The sequence below is a fragment of the Paraburkholderia sp. RAU6.4a genome (assembly GCF_050435625.1).
GTDB classification, from domain to species: Bacteria; Pseudomonadota; Gammaproteobacteria; order Burkholderiales; family Burkholderiaceae; genus Paraburkholderia; species Paraburkholderia tuberum.
Genome location: NZ_JBNDKQ010000003.1, coordinates 159,367 through 175,652 on the forward strand (window position 1 = coordinate 159,367; position 16,286 = coordinate 175,652).

Here is a 16,286-nt window from a genome sequence, read left to right on the forward strand (position 1 = left end):
GCAATTGACATTTTTTGCCAGGCGAATAACTATTGGTTATTCGCTGAGGTAGAGCATGGATCCGATCGAACGTTTCTTTCAGGCCGGGCTGAAACTCAGTCATCTGCGTCTTCTGACGCTGTTCGACAGCCTCGGGCAGATCCGACTCGTGGCGGAAAAGCTCAACGTCACACAGCCTGCCGTGTCCAAGCAGCTCGCTGAACTGGAGGCCGGGCTGGGCGTACCTGTACTGAGGCGCACCGGAAACCGGCTCTATTTCACTGCCGTCGGCGAGACGTTAATGAAGCGCGCAAGAGAGGTGTTTCATCAGCTCGAACAGGCTCGCTACGAAGTCGACGCGCTGACGAGCGGCCTTTCCGGAAAGATCTCGGTCGGCGCGGTGGCGACGGTCATGCCCGTTTTTGCGCCCGAACTCGTCCTGGAACTGAAGAAGCGCGCGCCGCACGTCAACGTATCCTTCTATGAAGCCACCAGCGACAGACTTTTCCCAATGCTTGCCACCGGGGCGCTTGACTTTGTCCTGAGCCGGACCGCGCCACCGCAGACCCATGCGTCCGAATTCGAGTCGCGAGCTATCGTTGAGGATCCGATTGTCGTCGTCTGTGGACGTGATCATCCGCTTGCCGCCCGGCGCACCGTCAGCGCGTCGGACCTGGCCGGCCTGCCCTGGATACTGCCGCCGCGGGAGGCGCCGACCTTTCTTGCACTGGAAAGCTGGTTGCGAGGGTCAGGACTGACATTCCCCGACGGTTGCGTGCAGTCGATTTCCCTACAGGCCAACGAAGCGATGCTGGCGAGTTATCCGTTCCTCGCCCTGATGCCGCTCACCGTCGCGCGGCGTGGCGCGAATCGCGCCGCACTGTCCATCCTTCCGCTGCCGGGCGCGCGTTTCCTCGAGACTGTTCAGCTGTTTTACAACGACGCGTCAGCAAATCCGGTGATACCGGCGGCGCTGAGCTGCGTTGCAAGTGTGGAAGAGCGACTATCGAACTCACTACACGCATGAAAAGAATAGCGGCCGGCCGCGGCGTGAATGCAGCGGACCGTCGATGGTTGATTGGGCTTTCACCTGGCGCGAGCGGCCGGTGTAGGCCCGCTAGCTGACCCACCGGTGTCCTCATGCAAAGACCGCAGTTGGCCGACCGCTGCCTGATGCATCTGATGCATCCCGACCCAAACCCGTCCCCTACGACACCACCAACGAATGACCACTCGTCATCATTCAGGCGCGCAGTGGACGTCGAATTTGATGAGCTTCGTCGGACCGAATGTGTTGCTGATCGCAACGTCGGCGGCATCGCGGCCGCACGCCATCAGCACACGACCGATACGCGGCACGTTGTTGCGCGGATCGAAGGTCCGCCAGGAGCCGCCCACATAGGCTTCGAACCATGCCGCGAAATCCATCGTGCTCCACGGCGGCGGCACACCGACGTCACTGATGTAGCCCGTGCAGTAGCGAGCCGGAATATTCATCGCGCGGCATAGCGCCACGGCCAGATGAGCGAAGTCGCGACACACGCCCTTGCGTTCCTGCCACGCCTGAAACGCGGTCTTGGTCGGCCGTGCAAATTCGTATCCGAACGTGACATGGCGATGCACGTAGTCGCAAATCGCCTGCACCCGGTGGCGGCCCGGAGGCGTATTGGAAAACAGTTTCCAGGCAATGTCGGACAGCAGATCGGTTTCGCAATAGCGGCTGCCGAGCAGGAACACCAGACATTCATCCGGAAGCGTTTCGACGGCATGCTGATAGTCGAACGGCTCGCGCGTCTCGGGTTGATCGGAGACGTTGAGCAGCGCGGTGGTGGAGAGCGAAATCAGCCCCTGCGGCGCGACGATGCGGCTGCACAGATTGCCGAAGCTATCGCGATACTGGGTGATCGCCACCGGCGGATCGACCACCAGCAGATCGGCAGACAGGACATCCTGCACGCGGGAAAAATGCGTGTTCAACATCAACATCATTGGTGTCGGCTGCGCGCACTCGTAGATCAGTTCATAGCCCACGCGAAGTTTCATCTGACCATCCTTCCATTGATAAAGTCCTAACGCGCTGAGCGCTCAGGCGTCTTCGATCACGCTCACGTCGACCTCAAGACTGCGGAACGAATGCATCGCGCCGTGCCATGTGCCCCAGAGCGGCAGCGCCTGATCGTGATTCCACGCTACCGCCACACGAATCAGATGCCGGTTGCCGACGATGCTGTTGGTCGGATCGAAATCGACCCAGCCTGCACCGGGAAGATAGATCTGCAGCCATGCGTGGGTCGCGCCGCCGCCCAGGGTGGTGTCGTGGTCCGGCACGAAGATATAGCCGCTGACGAACCGGGCCGCGAGGCCAAGCGAGCGGACGGCATCCATCATCAGCACCGCGAAATCGCGGCAACTGCCGCTGCGCAGGCGTAGCGTGTCGGCAGGACGATTGACGCCCTTCTCGACGCGCCGCACGTACATGAAGTTGTTCTTGATCTCGAGCGTCATGCTGCGCAACAACGTCATCGTGCCCGTCGTGCCGCCGGGGTCGATAAAGCGTCGCGCCCACAGGTCGACATCGTCGTTCGGAAACTGTCGGCTTCGCGCGTTCACCAGATCAGAGGCTTCCTCGCTCGTATACGCGAAGGGCCAGGTCGACGCATAGGCTTCCAGCGAATAGTCAGGCAGCGGCGCCTCGTAATGTTCGAGCGTCACCTCGCTTCTGAAGAGCAGCTCGGATGCTTCGACCGAAAACGTGGCGACTGCGACCGAGTTGTCGAAGACATCGTGCAACCAATACAGCCGTTCAGGTGTGGGCGTGATCAGCAACTGCGCGGTGAGAAGCCGCAGATCATGACTCGCACGCGGGCGGAACATCATGCGATGCTCGCCGAAGCGCACTGGCTCCCAGTAGTGGTAGACGCTCTGGTGCCGCACGGTTAGACGTTGCGGCGCGCTCATTGCGTTTCGCCGCGAACAAACTTGCTCACCATTTCGCCCCCAAAAGGAAAGCCCACCGCGACAGCACGAACCGGGGCGGCAATCGGTCACGACTCAGACACGCGCTGAAAACGATCAGCAATGAGAGGCAACAAGGTGCAGCCCGAATTGCAATGACGCTCTTTCTACCGGGCCGCTGCTACACCTTCGTCGAAAGTGCGCACAAGCAAAGTGAAACGACCGCGCGTCACATGCGCGTGTCGGTTACTTCTTCGTCACGCCGCTCGACACAGGAGTCTTCGGGGTAGACGTCTTGAACAGACCTGCTCCGGGAGATGGTAACTTTTTAGGTTGTTTAGGCTTCTTTGCCTCGCGATTACTACGCAGTTGACCTTTTGCCATTGCGCTCCCCATTTAGGTGCCCACGGAAGGGTCCGCTCTGCGACTCATTCTGGGCGCATTTTTAATTACTGTCGCGATCTATTTAAAAGACCCGATCACACACCTTAAGGGGTAAGTGCACAAGTTTACTGATAGTGCGTGCTCTCTTCATGCACCCAGCCGCCGGTTTGCCGATTGTTCTTGCTTTGTCGCGCCATGCGGCGCACTCTCGGATAGCCAACTTGAGTGCGCAAGCGGCTTTCATCGACTCGCCACTCGTGTCCGGCTCGCCAGTACCGGCGGGAATACGCGTTGAATCTCGCACGCGAATGAGCATTGCGACCTTGATGTGGCGCGTCGCCGTGCTCAAGCGTGCTTTCTGGCCTCAGGCCACTGCCTTGAAGTTGCACGCTCTTTTTGCAGGCGTTCAGATGCTGAAGCGAACCCCAATGAGCCCGATCATGTCGGGCAGACCGGAAGACTATGTGGCGACCCAGAAAGCTCGCGTCGAAGCCTTGCGGCAGGCGGAGTCCGACCGCGCCCAGAAGCGGCTCGACGATGATGCTCGCATCGATATCAACGCCGCGAAGTGGCGCTACGTCTCTTCGAGAGATTAGATGGCAAAAAGCAAGATCGTGCTCAGCTTCCCAAATCCCAGTCGCTCTTACGACACCTCCCAGGCATCGTGTATGTTTCTGGGGCTACGACAATTCTCGCGAGATCGCGTTTCTCGTCGATGGTCAAATGCTGACGAAGCTCAACCCCGGAATCCGTAGCGAGGAAACCGACCTGCTCGCGGCGTTCGATCGTAATCGCGACCGGATACTGGAACTGGCCAAAACGTGATATAAGGGTGGCCCGCAGATCAGGTACACGATCTCCTGAATCGAAGATTCGGGCGCGATCACTTTTTAGTTGCGGGGATGCGAGGCGCGAGCAGGGTTCGAACACGCAGCCAATATTACTCGGCCCGAACGCCCCTATACGTTCAATATGAAGCAGGCAGCAGATCGCCCAGCGCCTGATACACTGCTTCACGAAAAAGCGCAACCGCTGAAGACTGGCCAAACTCCACGGTGCGATCGACAATCTTGCCTGTCGCCTGATCCGGGCCGAGCGACACTCGCGATGTCGTGAACAATACATAGGCGGTCGGCGCCCTGGGGTAAAAAGCTCACCTGAGTAGCAGTCCCGCAACGCGGCCGCGACGTGGAAGCGGTGTTCGGAGCGACCTGGCTACATTTGCGGGAGCGCCACGAGCACGCTCACACGCACGAGACACCGGAACCAAACCACCGAGGTCGCCATGACGAGCACCATCAGCACGTTCATGACTTCCCGTGGGACGGGCAGGAACCACATACCCCCACATAAGCGTGAACCCGTAACACACAAGCATCGCCACCATCGTCATTGACTTCGCGTGATTTCAATGTCCGCAGCAGCGCGATTATCGGTCGCTCACTCTATCGCTTTGATCGACTCCTAATGGCCGGGTCCTGCCCGATGCGGTCGGCGGGAGTCGACCGGATATAGCCTTTCAACATTCACGTTAGCGGCCTGTCATGACCGAATGGTGCTGGGAAGCCTCAATACGAGATTTCGAAATGTGATTTCCGCTGAACCATATGTGCGAGTTCGAAGGTCGAGTCGTTCAGACGATTTTCGTGAAACCGTCGGCGCTCCAGCGTTCGCTCCCCACGCCGTGATGAACGAAGAACAAACCATCGGGATCATACTGATCCTTAATGGCGAGCAGCCTGCTGTAATTTGAGCCCCAGAAGGACCGCTGCCAGTCCGCGTCGAAAAAATTGCTTTCCGCCACGTAGGAACCGGCGTCTGGAACCAGCTTGCGCACCTCGGCCATTGCACGTCCGATGGCCTGCCGGTCCCGGCGCGCCAGCGCGGTGTCGGGCTCGTGGCCCTGAATGCCCGGATACGCGGGCGGCCCCTCCGCCCCGGCGATAAGCAACGCGAAGGCGTCCAGCGCGGCCGGGTTCGTGGCGGTGTTTCTCGCGGCAGCGACAGCCTCCGCCGGTGCACCCGCCAAGCCCTTGTTGACGTGCAGCGACACGCTCCATTGACGGGTCGCCGCAAACAGCGTGTCGGCCAGGGTTTGACGCCGGTCATCTTGCAGCAAGGCCACGGGGAGCCACGCGGACTCGTAGCCGTGTAGCACTTGTCCCGCCTCTCCGCGATTACCCGACCAAAAGATATTATCGTCGGGTGCGCCCGGCCGGTCGTCGGTGCTGATGAAGCCGAGGAGCTTCTTGAACAGGGTTGGAGCCCAGAAACTGCGGGCCGAGATGGCGACAATCTTCAGTGGCGAGAACTCGACCTTGAAATCGTCCGGGGACGCGGCAAGCGTATCCATGAACGGCTGCCAGATCGCTTGCGCTTCACTGCGACTGAGCCCCTGGAACACCATCGAGATGGTGAGGACGTTGTCGCGGCGAAATCTGATCTGTTCGCCCCAGTGCGGGTTCATCAGGTTCTGATTATAGAAGTCGATGATCACGCCAATCAGCCGGCGAAACGCAGACGTCGATGTCGCCTTGATCGTCATGTTCACCGCGCCGAAGGTCTCGGGCAATTCGTGGACCCGCAGCGTGAGCCGGGTGACCACGCCCAGGCTGCCACCGCCGCCGCCTTTCAGCGCCCAGAATAGATCGGGATTCGTGCAGGCATTGGCGATCCGGACCGCGCCATCTGCCGTCACAACTTCCGCTTCGAGCAGGCTTCCCGCGGCCAGTCCGTAGGCCTTGGAAAAGCTGCCGAACCCGCCGCTTTGGATCAGGCCAGCCACGCCGACCGTCATGCAGCCGCCACCTTGCACGTAACCGCCCGCCTTGGTAGTGACCGCATCGTAGACGTGCGCCCAGAGCGCGCCGGCACCGGCCGTGACCGCCCTCACCGGTGCCGCATGTCCCTCGCATCCTGTGCCGACAAACGCGTCCTGCACGGTGATGTTGTTCATTTTTCGCGTCCAGACCAGCAGAGAGTCCGGCGCATTCGATGTGCCTTGATAGCTGTGGCCGCCGCCCTTCACCACGAGGCGGAGATTGTTCCGACGTGCGAAGTTAACGGCGACGACGACGTCATTCGTGTTGCGGGCAGCCACCGCGTAGACGCTGGGTGTCGATGTCCACGCGTCAACCCAGCCGAGGGTTTGCGTTAGACCCACCTCGTCGCCGAGAAAATAGGGGTTCTTGAGCTCCCTGAATAGTTGCCTGCAGTCGTCACTATCGGGCGCGTTCAGGCAAGCCACCAGAGGCGATTGCACTTTCACCAGTGCATTGCCGACCTGCTGGCTGAGTTCGTTCCACTGCGCCTCGGACGGCCAGCCTGGATCGCCCGGACGCACGCGAGTGAGCGCTCCGGATACCGCCGCTTGCGCCGAGGCGAGCATCTGTTTCCGAGCACCATGCAAAAATGTGATTCCGACCGCAATTTGCAAAATACGTCGTCTTTTCGAGGACGTGGTTTTGTTTGAAGGTTTCATCGGCATGCGTGAAATCTCAATATGGTTGCAACCCGGATGACTGAGAAACCGGCGGAACTCTTCGAATAATGGGGTGACCGGAAGACGTGCCTCAAGCGTTCGAAGTCCGCCAACCGTGCACCGCAAATCGTTAGCCCCCCAGCCCACCGCCGGACAGATTTTCAACGACTTAGCCTTCGAGGTCGATTGGCAGAAACCTGTCCCACGACGACGTGCTGAACTCGACCCGCAAGAGGTTAAGGCAACCTGGAAAAAGGCTACGGCGTGCGCGGCGAGGCGCCGTATGTCATCGCTGGCTCGTGTGTTGGGGGTGCGTGCGTAATCAATGGTACGTCGTCGTAGACGACTGCAGCTTCGTCAGCACGCCGCGTTTGAACCGGAACCAGCCTTCCGAGCTTTGCATCACGACTTCATCGCCTTGCCAGAACACGCGCTTGACCGTCATGCGGTTACCCGAGCGTTGCACAAGCGGCGGATGGTGGCGAAAGTCGTACAGCACCGGCCCGGAATCAGTCTGCACGAGCGTGCGCGTGACGCTGTCATTTGCATTGCCTACGTCGTCGAAATGCGTGAGCATGCTCGCGCTAAAGCGATCGAAAATTTCCTTGTCGAGCATCCCCACGAAATCGCCGTCGACGCGCACGAATTGCAAGTTACCCGAGGGCGTGACGAGCGGGCCAGACGCGTTGCTTTGCGCATGAACGCAAGTCACGAAAGAGGTGGCTGCGAGCCCAGCGAGGAACAGTCGTCTCATGTTTTCCTTTTAGATTCAGCGGCGTCTCCGACGACGGAGCACGACCCGCAATCTTTCCTTGGGAACATTGTCGTCAATTTTGGCCGAGACGTCGAAGGTCTTTAACTGGCCGACCTCTGCCAGATGACGCCACGGGCCTGAATTCGCGAGCTGCGTCTCGCGCGAAAGGCCGAGGCCGACCGCTTGAGACACTCGCGACTGACAGCAATAGGGAATCGAAAATGGTGCAATGAGGTTGTTCCGGCAAATTCATCTTCCGTAGAAACGCCTTGTAGCGCAGATGGATTTCAGATTTTTAGCAGCGGATGTTATTCATCGACTAACTCGCTTGGAGTCCGTGATCCAGCGTCTCGCGGTAGGCAATTCAGCAAGCGAGAACAAGCGGACATCGCCATGAAAAAAGGGTTTTAGCATACCAACCATAACCCGTAGCCATGCGAGATCCGTAACCACTGCGATGTGGCTGAAATCGTGCCAGTGCCTCAGCCCGAACGCGCCGTCATCCCAAAGCGCTCCAACCTCAAATCCCGTGAACTCTTTCCCGACGACATAGAGCATCTTGATCGGCCCCTTGCCCATCATCGCCTCAGCCTTGGGTATGAGTGTACTTTTGTAGTCGTCGTGCGTAACCTTGCCCGTGGCTTCGATCGCGAGCACATCTTGCGGTAACCCATCGATGAATTTGAACATCGCCGTCCCCCATTGGTTCTCCGCAGTGCAATTCGGTGCCTGCGGCCGCGATGATGCGTTCCTATTGTAGGCTCATGAGCGACCGCTTCGGGTAACAGTTCTCGCAGGGTCAGTGACCGCTCATGGCCGGCCGACAAGAGGCGGACACGAATGCGCAGCCGGCAACCTGCGTCCACCGCTTAGCGTGCTTTATTGTCGGAAGGAATTATGAAGCCGCCCCTTCATGCGCGGCCGGGGTGCCGGAGCCGGTTCGGCATCAGCCAACTGTTCCAGCAGGCTCGCGATGTCGTGATCGATGGCCGAAAGGATGCGTTGCTTGGGGTGCCCGTCGAGATTCGGTTTTTGTCGCCCCGACGGCATGCCGTGTCCCGCCCCACCCGGGAAGGGACGCACGAGTCCCGATTGGATTGAAGGTTAGAATCCCGCGCGTGTGCGCCGCGCGCTCGAATAATTACCTGTGGGCACACACCGGAACGAGCGCATGGCAATCGTCAAGGGCACGCCCGGGTTCGCCGAGCGCCGGGTCGCGGACTTCGACTACAGCATGTTCAGGAAGGCGACATAACCGCCGTGCCGTTTCGGACTAGAATCCTCTGAGGAGGAGTCAGTGATGTCAGCTCTCAAGCGCATCGATTCGGGCCATTCCGCCTATCAGGCCGCGCTGAACAGGACGACCCGCTACCCTGCGGAGCACGTCACATTGACGGCTAGCTCAAGGAAGAGGCTGCGCCCCTGTGTGCCGCATCGAAAGGTCGGGCGCGGCAAGGTCGGCATCGGCGGCAAGTAGGCATCCGCAAGCCTTGTATGGCGTCGGGCTTTAGAAGGTGGCTTGACGTGAATTGGCTGTCCGGCGCGAGCACGGATGAGACGTGGTTCGTGACCGACAATCTTGCGATATAGGCTCGATCATTGTGGTCACGTCCGCGACCATCTGTCTGGGGCTGCTGCCCAACTACCAGAGTTGGGGCATGACCGCGTCGATCCTGTTGATCATGCTTCGCATGCTCCAGGGTTTTTGCGTCGGCGGAGAAATGCCCGGCGCCATCACCTATGCGGTGGAAGCGGCACCGCATCGCGCGGGCCTTGCCGCGGGCATCATCATTTGCGCAGTCAACGTGGGCGTGTTGCTGGCTACGTTCGTCAACCTCGGCATCCAGACCTACCTGTCGAGTGCGGATGCGGCGGCGTATGGCTGGCGGATCGCGTTCCTGTTCGGCGGCGTTTGCGGGATTGTCTCCTACTGGATGCGCCGCAATCTGGACGAGTCTCCCGAGTTCAAGGAGATGCACGGAGCCGTAGTCAAACAACCGTTTCGCGAAACGCTGCGACGTCATGGCAAGGCCGTTGCGACGGGAGCGCTCACGATCGCGGTGATGGCCGGCGTCAACGGCATACTTTATGGTCACATGCCCGCCTACCTCGTCCAGCAACTGCACTACGCGCCGCGGACCGCGGCAGTTGCCCAGAACGCTTATCTGATCGTCAGCTCTTTCGGCCTGCTCGCTGCGGGCTGGCTCGGGGACAAGATCCCGCGCCGGTATCTCCTGCGCACGTCCGCGGCGCTATTGGTTCTGTTGAGCTACCCGTTCTATCAAGCGCTCGTCAGCCATACCGTCAATCCGGTCGTGCTATTTGTCCTCGCCGGCGTGGTTTTCTCACTGGCAAGCGGGACTTGGGCGTCGGTACTCGCCGATCAATTTCCTGTCCAGGTCAGATTCAGTGGAATCGCGCTTGCATACAACCTGTCAGTCGTCGTCTTCAGCGGCTTTGCGCCGTTGCTGGCGACTCTACTGATTCGCCAGACTGGTTCGCTCGCAGCGCCAGCCTACTACGTTATGGGCGCATCCGCGGTCGCGCTGCTTGCAAGCTATGCATTGCCGATGGGAAGGTTCGCGGCCGAACCCATTTCGCAGGGAAATCGACTGAGCGGCGAATTATTGCGTTGACCGCGGCGAATGATTCGCCGCGCGGAAGATGCCCGCGAACACACAACTCAACAGGCAGCCGGTGCCGTTCCTGACGGGCCTCGCGCATGCCGCATCCGCAGGGGAATCATGATGAAGAATGCGTTCGCTCAAACCGCCGTCGACGCAATGGAAAAACAACGCTGCGACGCTACGGTGTCAGGGGACATGCTGACACTGGCCTCGCTTCTCGACGACGAGTTGATGTTCGTTCACTCATCCGGCTACGTTCATGGCAAGTCGGAGTATCTGACTTTCCTCGCCGAGAAGATCGAGACACGGCAGATCAAGCGGCCGCAGCCGCTCGCGTACCGGTTTCTGCCGGACATGGTGATTACGACGGGTCGGCTTGAGCAATCGCTGGTGCGCAGGACTGATGGATCTGAGGTCGAGATTCGCGCGCTGGTCACGCAGATCTGGATCCAACGCGAAGCTGTATGGAAGCTGTGGCACGTCCATTCGGGCGCTTGCCGGACTGACGCGAATCGCTATCAGCCCGGCCTCGCAGGATTGGCCAGACGGCGTACCGCGAGCAACTGCGGCTTGAGCACCGCGCTCAGGTAGTGCTTGCCGAAGCTGATCAGCGTGTCGCGGATCGGCACCGACGTCTTCAGCAGGCCAATCGTCGCCTTTGCTTCTTGCGCGGCGGCGAGCATGACCTCGGCGAACATCTCTTCCCGCCACGCGATACCCTGATTTGATTACCGCTGCGGCGCGTTTCCGAGAGGCGTCTGAAAAGAGCCATGCTGAGGCCACTGATGACATGACAATCTTCGCCGTGGGGCTCACATCCTCGTTCAGTGCAGACAGTTTCCGGCAAAGATTCGGATGGTAGCCCCTGGACGGCTTACTGCGGCCGCGGCAGCGCTCGTCATCGTGTGGCTCAGCGTGAAGACCGCCAAATCAGCCCCGCGAGGCGGCTAGGTCGGGAAGTGGACGGGCTTGCTCATGCCCGCATCGGACAACGCACACAACGCTACGGCCGACCAGTCGTGCGCGGCGCCCATCCCTTGCGAACGCAAGGTCAGGAAGCGGTCGCGCACGAGGCTCGCCAGCGGCAAAGGCACACCCAGCGCCTCGGCGGCCGCCAGCATCAGACGGTTATCCTTCTGCCCGAGCGGCAACGAAAAGCCCGGCGGCTGGAACTGCTGGGACGCGATCAACGGGCCGTAGATCTTGTACGGCGGCGCGTTGAAGTTCGCGCTCGTCAGCAATTCGACGAGGCGCATCGGGTCGATGCCCGCCTTGCCGGCCACCGCACAGGCCTCGCCCAAAGTCTCGATGATCGCGGACAGCATGAAATTGCCGATCAGCTTCACGAGGTTCGCCTGCGAAGGATCCGTGCCGACGATGCCGACCGACTGTCCGAGTTGCTCGAGAAGCGGGAGCGCGACGGTGAGATGCTTGTCCTCGCCCGCGGCCATGATGAAGAGCTTGCGCGCCGCAGCGGCGTCGGGCCGGCCGAATACCGGCGCGGACACGAAAGGGAGCTCCGCTTCGCGGTAGCGCGCCGCGTGATCCTGCGCGGCCGCCACGCTAATCGTGCTCATCGAGATATGCAGCGCGCCCGGTCGCAGCGCGTTAGCAATACCGGCCTCGCCGAACGTGACGGCGGCATGCGCGGCATCGTCGGCGACCATCGTGAAAACGACGTCAGCCGACTCCGCGGCGTGCGCCGGGCTTGCGGCGACCCGTGCGCCAGCGGCGCGCAAAGGCTCCGCCCTCGCGGCCGTGCGGTTGAAAACATGCACCTCATGCCCCGACTCGATCAGGTTCATCGCAATTGCGGCGCCCATCGAGCCAAGACCTACGAATCCAATCTTCATGGTGATAATCCAGGAGAACAGTCAAGCGGACACGGGATCGCTCAGACTGCAAGTTGATAGACCTGGCGGCTGACTTCGAGCGTCACGTTGCCGTGCTCGCCCAACGCCGTCATCCCGTGCTCTTCGAGCTTGTTGATCAGCGTGCCGATGGAGCTGCCGCCAATCTGATAGTCGCGCAACCGGGTCCCAAGCGACATGCGCTCGAAGAACACGCGGGTTGCCGTGATCGCCGCGCTGATGCGCTCATCCTCGCTACCCTCGGTAATGTTCCAGACGCGCTCCGCGTATTGCAGCAGCTTGGCGTGCTTCTGTTGCCGTCGCACGCTCAGCATGGCCGGCAGCACGATCGCGAGCGTCTGCGCATGGTCGAGCCCGTGCAGCGCGGTGATTTCGTGGCCGAGCATGTGAGTCGCCCAGTCCTGCGGCACGCCTGCGCCGATCAGGCCGTTGAGCGCAAGCGTCGCGGTCCACATGAGGTTGGCGCGCACGGCATAGTTGTGCGGCTCGGCAAGCGCCTGCGGGCCCACTTCGGTCAACGTGATCAACAGCCCTTCGGCAAAGCGGTCCTGCACTTTCGCATCGACCGGATAGGTCAGGTACTGCTCGACGACATGAACGAATGCGTCGACGACGCCGTTGGCGATCTGCCGCGGCGGCAGCGAGTAGGTCGTGACCGGATCGAGCACGGAGAATCGCGGATAGGTTGCATCGCTGCGAAACGGCAGCTTGTCGCCTTTCGCGCGATGGCTGATCACGCCGCCGTTGTTCATTTCGGAACCCGTGGCCGGCAACGTCAACACACTGCCGAACGGCATCGCGTCGCGCACTTCGACCTGTTTCGCGAGGATGTCCCACGGCTCGCCGTCGAACTTCAGTGCGGCCGCGATGAACTTCGTGCCGTCGATCACCGAGCCGCCGCCGACTGCGAGCAGAAAGTCGAGGTCGCGCTCACGTGCGAACTCGACCGCCTGCATCAAGGTTTCGTAGGTGGGATTGGGCTCGATGCCGCTGAACACGAAATAGGGGCGCTCGCCCAGCGCTGCCTGTACTTGCGCGAGCACGCCATTGCTCTTGATGCTGCCGCCGCCGCACGTGATCATCACGCGCGCGTTGGTCGGGACCTCGGTGTCGAGTGCGGCGATCTGGCCTTCGCCGAACAGAATGCGAGTTGGATTGTGGAAGATGAAGTTTTGCATGGGGACCTTGCTTTCCTGCATTGATATGACCGGTCGTCTCAACTGCGGACAAACCGCGCACCGCAGAGCGATTGCGCGCCGCCCGGCGTGCCGACCTCGCTTACTGTTATTGCCGGGACTTGAAAAACAGATCGAACATCGAATGCACACAGGCCTTCAAAGGTTCGACCGAGTCCTCCAGCTTCATCCGCAACAGGCTGCCTTCCCACATGTTCCAGAAAAGGTCTGCCATTGCTTCAGCCGGAAGATCGCGGCGCACCGAACCGAACTCCTGTCCTCGGCGCAGGTACTCCGCACAACGCATGCGCCATTCGTCGACCGTCAGGCGCGCCGCACGACGGCACAGATCGCTCGACTGCGCGATCTCGCCGGCAAAATTGCCTAACAGGCATCCGCAACGATCTTCACAAGCCTCGTAGTCGGCCACCATGCGCTCGTAGATGCCGCGGAGCGCGAGCAGCGGATCAGGCGCATCCGCTTCGATCGAATACTGCTTCCACTCTGCCGCCTGCTCGTCCGCGTAGTGACGCAGGATCGCCGCGCCAAACGCTTCCTTGCTGTCGAAGTAGTTGTAGAACGAACCCTTCGGCACGCCCGCGCGCGCAACGATGTCCTTCACGCCGGTGCCGTGATAACCGGTTTCGGCAAACAGCGCGACGCCGGCCTCCAGCAGCTTCTGGTGAAAGTCCGCGGTTCTGCGCACAGGTGCTCCCATCGCCGCGTCTCAGGCTCGCCGCGTGGCGAGCTCGGCGCCCTGACGCAAGGCTTCGAGGAGACTGCGCTCATCGGCAATGCCCTTGCCGGCGATGTCGAACGCCGTGCCGTGATCGACCGAGGTGCGGATCACATCCAGACCGACCGTCACATTGACGCCCGCCTCCAGCCCAAGAACTTTGACCGGACCGTGACCCTGATCGTGATACATCGCGACCACCAGGTCGAAATCGCCGCGTCCGGCGCGGAAGAAAAGCGTGTCGGCAGGCAACGGACCTTCAATGTCCCAGCCTCGCTCGCGAAGACGCTGCACCGCGGGAACGATCTTTTCTTCTTCCTCGCCGTAACCGAACAGGCCGTTCTCGCCCGCATGCGGATTGATGCCGCACACGGCGATGCGCGGATTGGCGATGCCGGCCTTCACGAGCGTCGCATGACCGCGTTCGATCGTGCGCTGCACGAGGCCCGGTTCGATCTTGCGAATCGCATCGATGATGCCAATGTGCGTGGTCACGTGAATCACGCGCAATTTAGGCGCGACGAGCATCATCGAGACTTCGTCGATGCCGGTGAGATATGCGAGCATCTCGGTGTGGCCGGGATACTTGTGACCGCCTGCGTGAAGCGCCTCCTTGTTCAAGGGCGCCGTGCAGATCGCGTCGATCTCGCCGGCTTTTGCCAACTCGACCGCGCGCGCAATGTAGCGGTAGGCGGCGTCGCCCGCGAGTGCCGACAGCTTGCCAAATGGCAGGTCGACGGGAATCAGCGCGAGGTCGATACACTCGATGGTCCCCCGCTCATAGCGGGCCTCCGACGCGTTCTCGATACGACGCACCGTGGCGCTACCGCCGAGAATCTCATTAGCGCGTTCGAGGCGTGCCGCATCGCCGATGACAAGCGGGCGGCACTGCTGATAGACCGACTCGTGCGTCAGGCTCTTGACCACGATCTCGGGACCCACGCCGGCTGCGTCGCCCATCGTGATGCCGATGACAGGAAGATAGTTGCTCATAGTGTTTTGGCTGAATTCCGTGGGCTCGTGTTGCAAGTCGTTGAGGGTGTGGAGGGGCCGGCCGGGCTGCTGACTTCCGGCCCGCCGCGCGCGGAGTCGGTCGCGCTCCTCAGATGAAGGTAAGCGCCGTACAGCGCATGCGCGCTGCCGAATGCGCCGGCCTTGGTGACAATCCTGAGGTGCTCGCGGCCATGCGGACGCGCTACCGCTACGCCCGGCTCGATCTCCGACAGCAATTGCAAACTGGCGATACCGACCGCGCTCAGCATCGCGCGCGCCGTTTCGCCGCCGGTGGCGATCAGTCCGCTGAGATGCGCAAAGGATGGCGCAACGAGCGCCGCCAGCGCCTTCGACAGATGCGCACCTTCGGCCGGATCGAACGCTTCGTCGCGCCCGATTCGCAGCAGCAGATCGGTGCGTTCGCCAAGGTGAGCGGCCACGCGGGCCTGCCAGCCCGGCCATTGCGGATGCCGCTCGGCGTCTCGCAGCAAGGCGGGCGGCACCACGAACTCGGCGATGCCCGCCCGCTCGCGCAGCATCGCGCATTGCTGCTCCGAGACCGCCGAGAGGCTGCCGACCAGAATCAGCACCGCGCCGTCCTGCCGGTACATCTGCGGCGGCGCCGCGTTTTGGTCCGGCGCGGGCGCGGACCGGCCGCTCACCAAAGCCAACTCGCGAGCCAGTCCGCCGGAGCCGACCCAGAAGAACGCGCCGTCCAGCGACGCCGTGGCCTCGGCGAGCGCCCTGAGGTCCGCATCGGTTTGCGCATCGACGACCAGCGCCTGCATGCCGCCGCGCATCACCGCGCCAAGCGTCTCGCGCAATGCCTGCCGATCGCCGCGCAGCGCCGCGACCGTCAGCGGCGCCGTGGTGAGGCCCGCGGACTCCAGCATCGTCGCGAGGTCGGCAGAACGTTCAGCGTGTTCGAGCTGCCAGGTTTCGGTCTCTTCGAGCGGAATGCCGTGCACGAAGACCCGGCCGTCACACACAGTACGCCCGGTTGCCGGGTAAGCCGGCGCGACAATGGCGAGCCCCGCGAGCGGCTGCAAGCCGGCGACTTCGGCGGCCCAGTTGCCGCGCAAGGTGGAATCGATTTTTTTGTACAACCGGCAGGCCGGCGCGCCGTATACCTGCCACGCCGCGCCCGTGCAACGTGCCGCGTCAGCGGGCGACATACGGCGCGTGTCAGTATCCACCGCGATCACTTCGGCGTGCGGTATCGCCTGCGCCGCCGTGAGGCTCACCGCCGTGCGCAGACCAGCAGCGGCGAAGGCAATCGCGCAATCGGCGGCGCCGGACAGGTCGTCGGCGACGATCAGAACTTTGGTCAT

17 protein-coding genes and 2 pseudogenes are annotated in these 16,286 nt (G+C 61.6%); 7 read left to right on the plus strand and 12 right to left on the minus strand.

Translation table 11 applies throughout. From position 1 onward, the window contains the following. The first annotated feature begins 55 nt into the window (after positions 1-55). On the plus strand, positions 56-1,006 hold the full coding sequence (locus tag OKW40_RS25185) for a LysR family transcriptional regulator (protein WP_429402676.1): 951 nt from the start codon (positions 56-58) through the stop codon (positions 1,004-1,006). 212 nt (positions 1,007-1,218) lie between these two features. Here OKW40_RS25185 and OKW40_RS25190 read toward each other — a convergent pair whose 3' ends face one another. Both OKW40_RS25190 and OKW40_RS25195 read right to left on the minus strand, forming a co-directional pair. Continuing rightward, positions 1,219-2,022, minus strand: a complete 804-nt coding sequence (locus OKW40_RS25190; protein ID WP_429492233.1) for a transglutaminase-like domain-containing protein — start codon at positions 2,020-2,022, stop codon at positions 1,219-1,221. 42 nt (positions 2,023-2,064) lie between these two features. Continuing rightward, positions 2,065-2,937: a transglutaminase family protein gene (locus OKW40_RS25195; RefSeq protein ID WP_429492235.1), complete on the minus strand. Its 873-nt coding sequence runs from the start codon at positions 2,935-2,937 to the stop codon at positions 2,065-2,067. A gap of 689 nt (positions 2,938-3,626) precedes the next feature. Here OKW40_RS25195 and OKW40_RS25200 point away from each other — a divergent pair. Beyond that, on the plus strand, positions 3,627-3,914 hold the full coding sequence (locus tag OKW40_RS25200) for a hypothetical protein (RefSeq protein ID WP_429402678.1): 288 nt from the start codon (positions 3,627-3,629) through the stop codon (positions 3,912-3,914). Further along, a pseudogene (locus tag OKW40_RS25205) lies at positions 3,915-4,143 on the plus strand (DUF1488 domain-containing protein). A 142-nt stretch (positions 4,144-4,285) separates the two neighbouring features. Here the strand turns inward: OKW40_RS25205 and OKW40_RS25210 are convergent. Beyond that, the gene (locus OKW40_RS25210) at positions 4,286-4,420 is read right to left on the minus strand and encodes a hypothetical protein (protein ID WP_260335711.1); all 135 of its coding nucleotides are present in this window, start codon (positions 4,418-4,420) and stop codon (positions 4,286-4,288) included. Between the two features lie 110 nt (positions 4,421-4,530). Between OKW40_RS25210 and OKW40_RS25215 the strand changes: the two are divergent. After that, positions 4,531-4,714: pseudogene (locus tag OKW40_RS25215) on the plus strand (EamA family transporter); the annotation flags it as partial. A gap of 237 nt (positions 4,715-4,951) precedes the next feature. On the opposite strand, the gene OKW40_RS25220 reads toward OKW40_RS25215, so the two are convergent. From OKW40_RS25220 to OKW40_RS25230, 3 genes are all read right to left on the minus strand, one after another. Continuing rightward, complete coding sequence (locus tag OKW40_RS25220) at positions 4,952-6,805, minus strand: FAD-binding protein (protein ID WP_429492237.1); 1,854 nt, start codon at positions 6,803-6,805, stop codon at positions 4,952-4,954. Positions 6,806-7,121: 316 nt separating this feature from the next. After that, the gene (locus tag OKW40_RS25225; RefSeq protein WP_429492239.1) at positions 7,122-7,553 is read right to left on the minus strand and encodes a hypothetical protein; all 432 of its coding nucleotides are present in this window, start codon (positions 7,551-7,553) and stop codon (positions 7,122-7,124) included. A gap of 312 nt (positions 7,554-7,865) precedes the next feature. Further along, a complete protein-coding gene (locus OKW40_RS25230) occupies positions 7,866-8,243 on the minus strand; it encodes an STAS/SEC14 domain-containing protein (RefSeq protein ID WP_090807178.1) in 378 nt (125 codons plus the stop codon). A gap of 610 nt (positions 8,244-8,853) precedes the next feature. Here OKW40_RS25230 and OKW40_RS25235 point away from each other — a divergent pair. The 3 genes from OKW40_RS25235 to OKW40_RS25245 all read left to right on the plus strand — a co-directional run bounded on the left by OKW40_RS25235 (position 8,854) and on the right by OKW40_RS25245 (position 10,771). Next, complete coding sequence (locus OKW40_RS25235; RefSeq protein WP_429492241.1) at positions 8,854-9,030, plus strand: hypothetical protein; 177 nt, start codon at positions 8,854-8,856, stop codon at positions 9,028-9,030. 82 nt (positions 9,031-9,112) lie between these two features. Then, positions 9,113-10,189 (plus strand): MFS transporter, encoded by a 1,077-nt coding sequence (locus OKW40_RS25240; protein ID WP_429492243.1) that lies wholly within the window; start codon positions 9,113-9,115, stop codon positions 10,187-10,189. 9 nt (positions 10,190-10,198) lie between these two features. Continuing rightward, positions 10,199-10,771: a nuclear transport factor 2 family protein gene (locus OKW40_RS25245; RefSeq protein ID WP_429492245.1), complete on the plus strand. Its 573-nt coding sequence runs from the start codon at positions 10,199-10,201 to the stop codon at positions 10,769-10,771. Here OKW40_RS25245 and OKW40_RS25250 read toward each other — a convergent pair. From OKW40_RS25250 to OKW40_RS25275, 6 genes are all read right to left on the minus strand, one after another. After that, complete coding sequence (locus tag OKW40_RS25250) at positions 10,699-10,878, minus strand: hypothetical protein (protein WP_429492247.1); 180 nt, start codon at positions 10,876-10,878, stop codon at positions 10,699-10,701. The genes OKW40_RS25245 and OKW40_RS25250 overlap by 73 nt on opposite strands. Before the next feature lie 249 nt (positions 10,879-11,127). Further along, positions 11,128-12,033 carry an NAD(P)-dependent oxidoreductase gene (locus OKW40_RS25255; RefSeq protein ID WP_429492249.1) on the minus strand — a complete coding sequence of 302 codons (906 nt, stop codon included), beginning with the start codon at positions 12,031-12,033 and terminating at the stop codon, positions 11,128-11,130. Positions 12,034-12,074: 41 nt separating this feature from the next. Then, positions 12,075-13,229, minus strand: a complete 1,155-nt coding sequence (gene yqhD, locus OKW40_RS25260) for an alcohol dehydrogenase (RefSeq protein WP_429492251.1) — start codon at positions 13,227-13,229, stop codon at positions 12,075-12,077. A gap of 106 nt (positions 13,230-13,335) precedes the next feature. Continuing rightward, entirely contained in the window at positions 13,336-13,932 is a 597-nt protein-coding gene (locus OKW40_RS25265; RefSeq protein ID WP_184050414.1) for a TetR/AcrR family transcriptional regulator, read from the minus strand. Between the two features lie 21 nt (positions 13,933-13,953). Then, the gene (pdxA, locus tag OKW40_RS25270; RefSeq protein WP_429492253.1) at positions 13,954-14,955 is read right to left on the minus strand and encodes a 4-hydroxythreonine-4-phosphate dehydrogenase PdxA; all 1,002 of its coding nucleotides are present in this window, start codon (positions 14,953-14,955) and stop codon (positions 13,954-13,956) included. Further along, positions 14,952-16,286: a four-carbon acid sugar kinase family protein gene (locus tag OKW40_RS25275; RefSeq protein WP_429492255.1), complete on the minus strand. Its 1,335-nt coding sequence runs from the start codon at positions 16,284-16,286 to the stop codon at positions 14,952-14,954. Before OKW40_RS25275 ends, pdxA begins: the two co-directional genes overlap by 4 nt.

Coding starts and splice junctions, on each gene's coding strand:
- OKW40_RS25185 (WP_429402676.1), top strand. CDS start 56: ATGGATCCGATCGAACGTTTCTTTCAGGCCGGGCTGAAACTCAGTCAT.
- OKW40_RS25190 (WP_429492233.1), bottom strand. CDS start 2,022: ATGAAACTTCGCGTGGGCTATGAACTGATCTACGAGTGCGCGCAGCCG.
- OKW40_RS25195 (WP_429492235.1), bottom strand. CDS start 2,937: ATGAGCGCGCCGCAACGTCTAACCGTGCGGCACCAGAGCGTCTACCAC.
- OKW40_RS25200 (WP_429402678.1), top strand. CDS start 3,627: ATGAGCATTGCGACCTTGATGTGGCGCGTCGCCGTGCTCAAGCGTGCT.
- OKW40_RS25220 (WP_429492237.1), bottom strand. CDS start 6,805: ATGCCGATGAAACCTTCAAACAAAACCACGTCCTCGAAAAGACGACGT.
- OKW40_RS25225 (WP_429492239.1), bottom strand. CDS start 7,553: ATGAGACGACTGTTCCTCGCTGGGCTCGCAGCCACCTCTTTCGTGACT.
- OKW40_RS25230 (WP_090807178.1), bottom strand. CDS start 8,243: ATGTTCAAATTCATCGATGGGTTACCGCAAGATGTGCTCGCGATCGAA.
- OKW40_RS25235 (WP_429492241.1), top strand. CDS start 8,854: ATGTCAGCTCTCAAGCGCATCGATTCGGGCCATTCCGCCTATCAGGCC.
- OKW40_RS25245 (WP_429492245.1), top strand. CDS start 10,199: ATGATTCGCCGCGCGGAAGATGCCCGCGAACACACAACTCAACAGGCA.
- OKW40_RS25250 (WP_429492247.1), bottom strand. CDS start 10,878: ATGTTCGCCGAGGTCATGCTCGCCGCCGCGCAAGAAGCAAAGGCGACG.
- OKW40_RS25255 (WP_429492249.1), bottom strand. CDS start 12,033: ATGAAGATTGGATTCGTAGGTCTTGGCTCGATGGGCGCCGCAATTGCG.
- yqhD (WP_429492251.1), bottom strand. CDS start 13,229: ATGCAAAACTTCATCTTCCACAATCCAACTCGCATTCTGTTCGGCGAA.
- pdxA (WP_429492253.1), bottom strand. CDS start 14,955: ATGAGCAACTATCTTCCTGTCATCGGCATCACGATGGGCGACGCAGCC.
- OKW40_RS25275 (WP_429492255.1), bottom strand. CDS start 16,286: ATGACCAAAGTTCTGATCGTCGCCGACGACCTGTCCGGCGCCGCCGAT.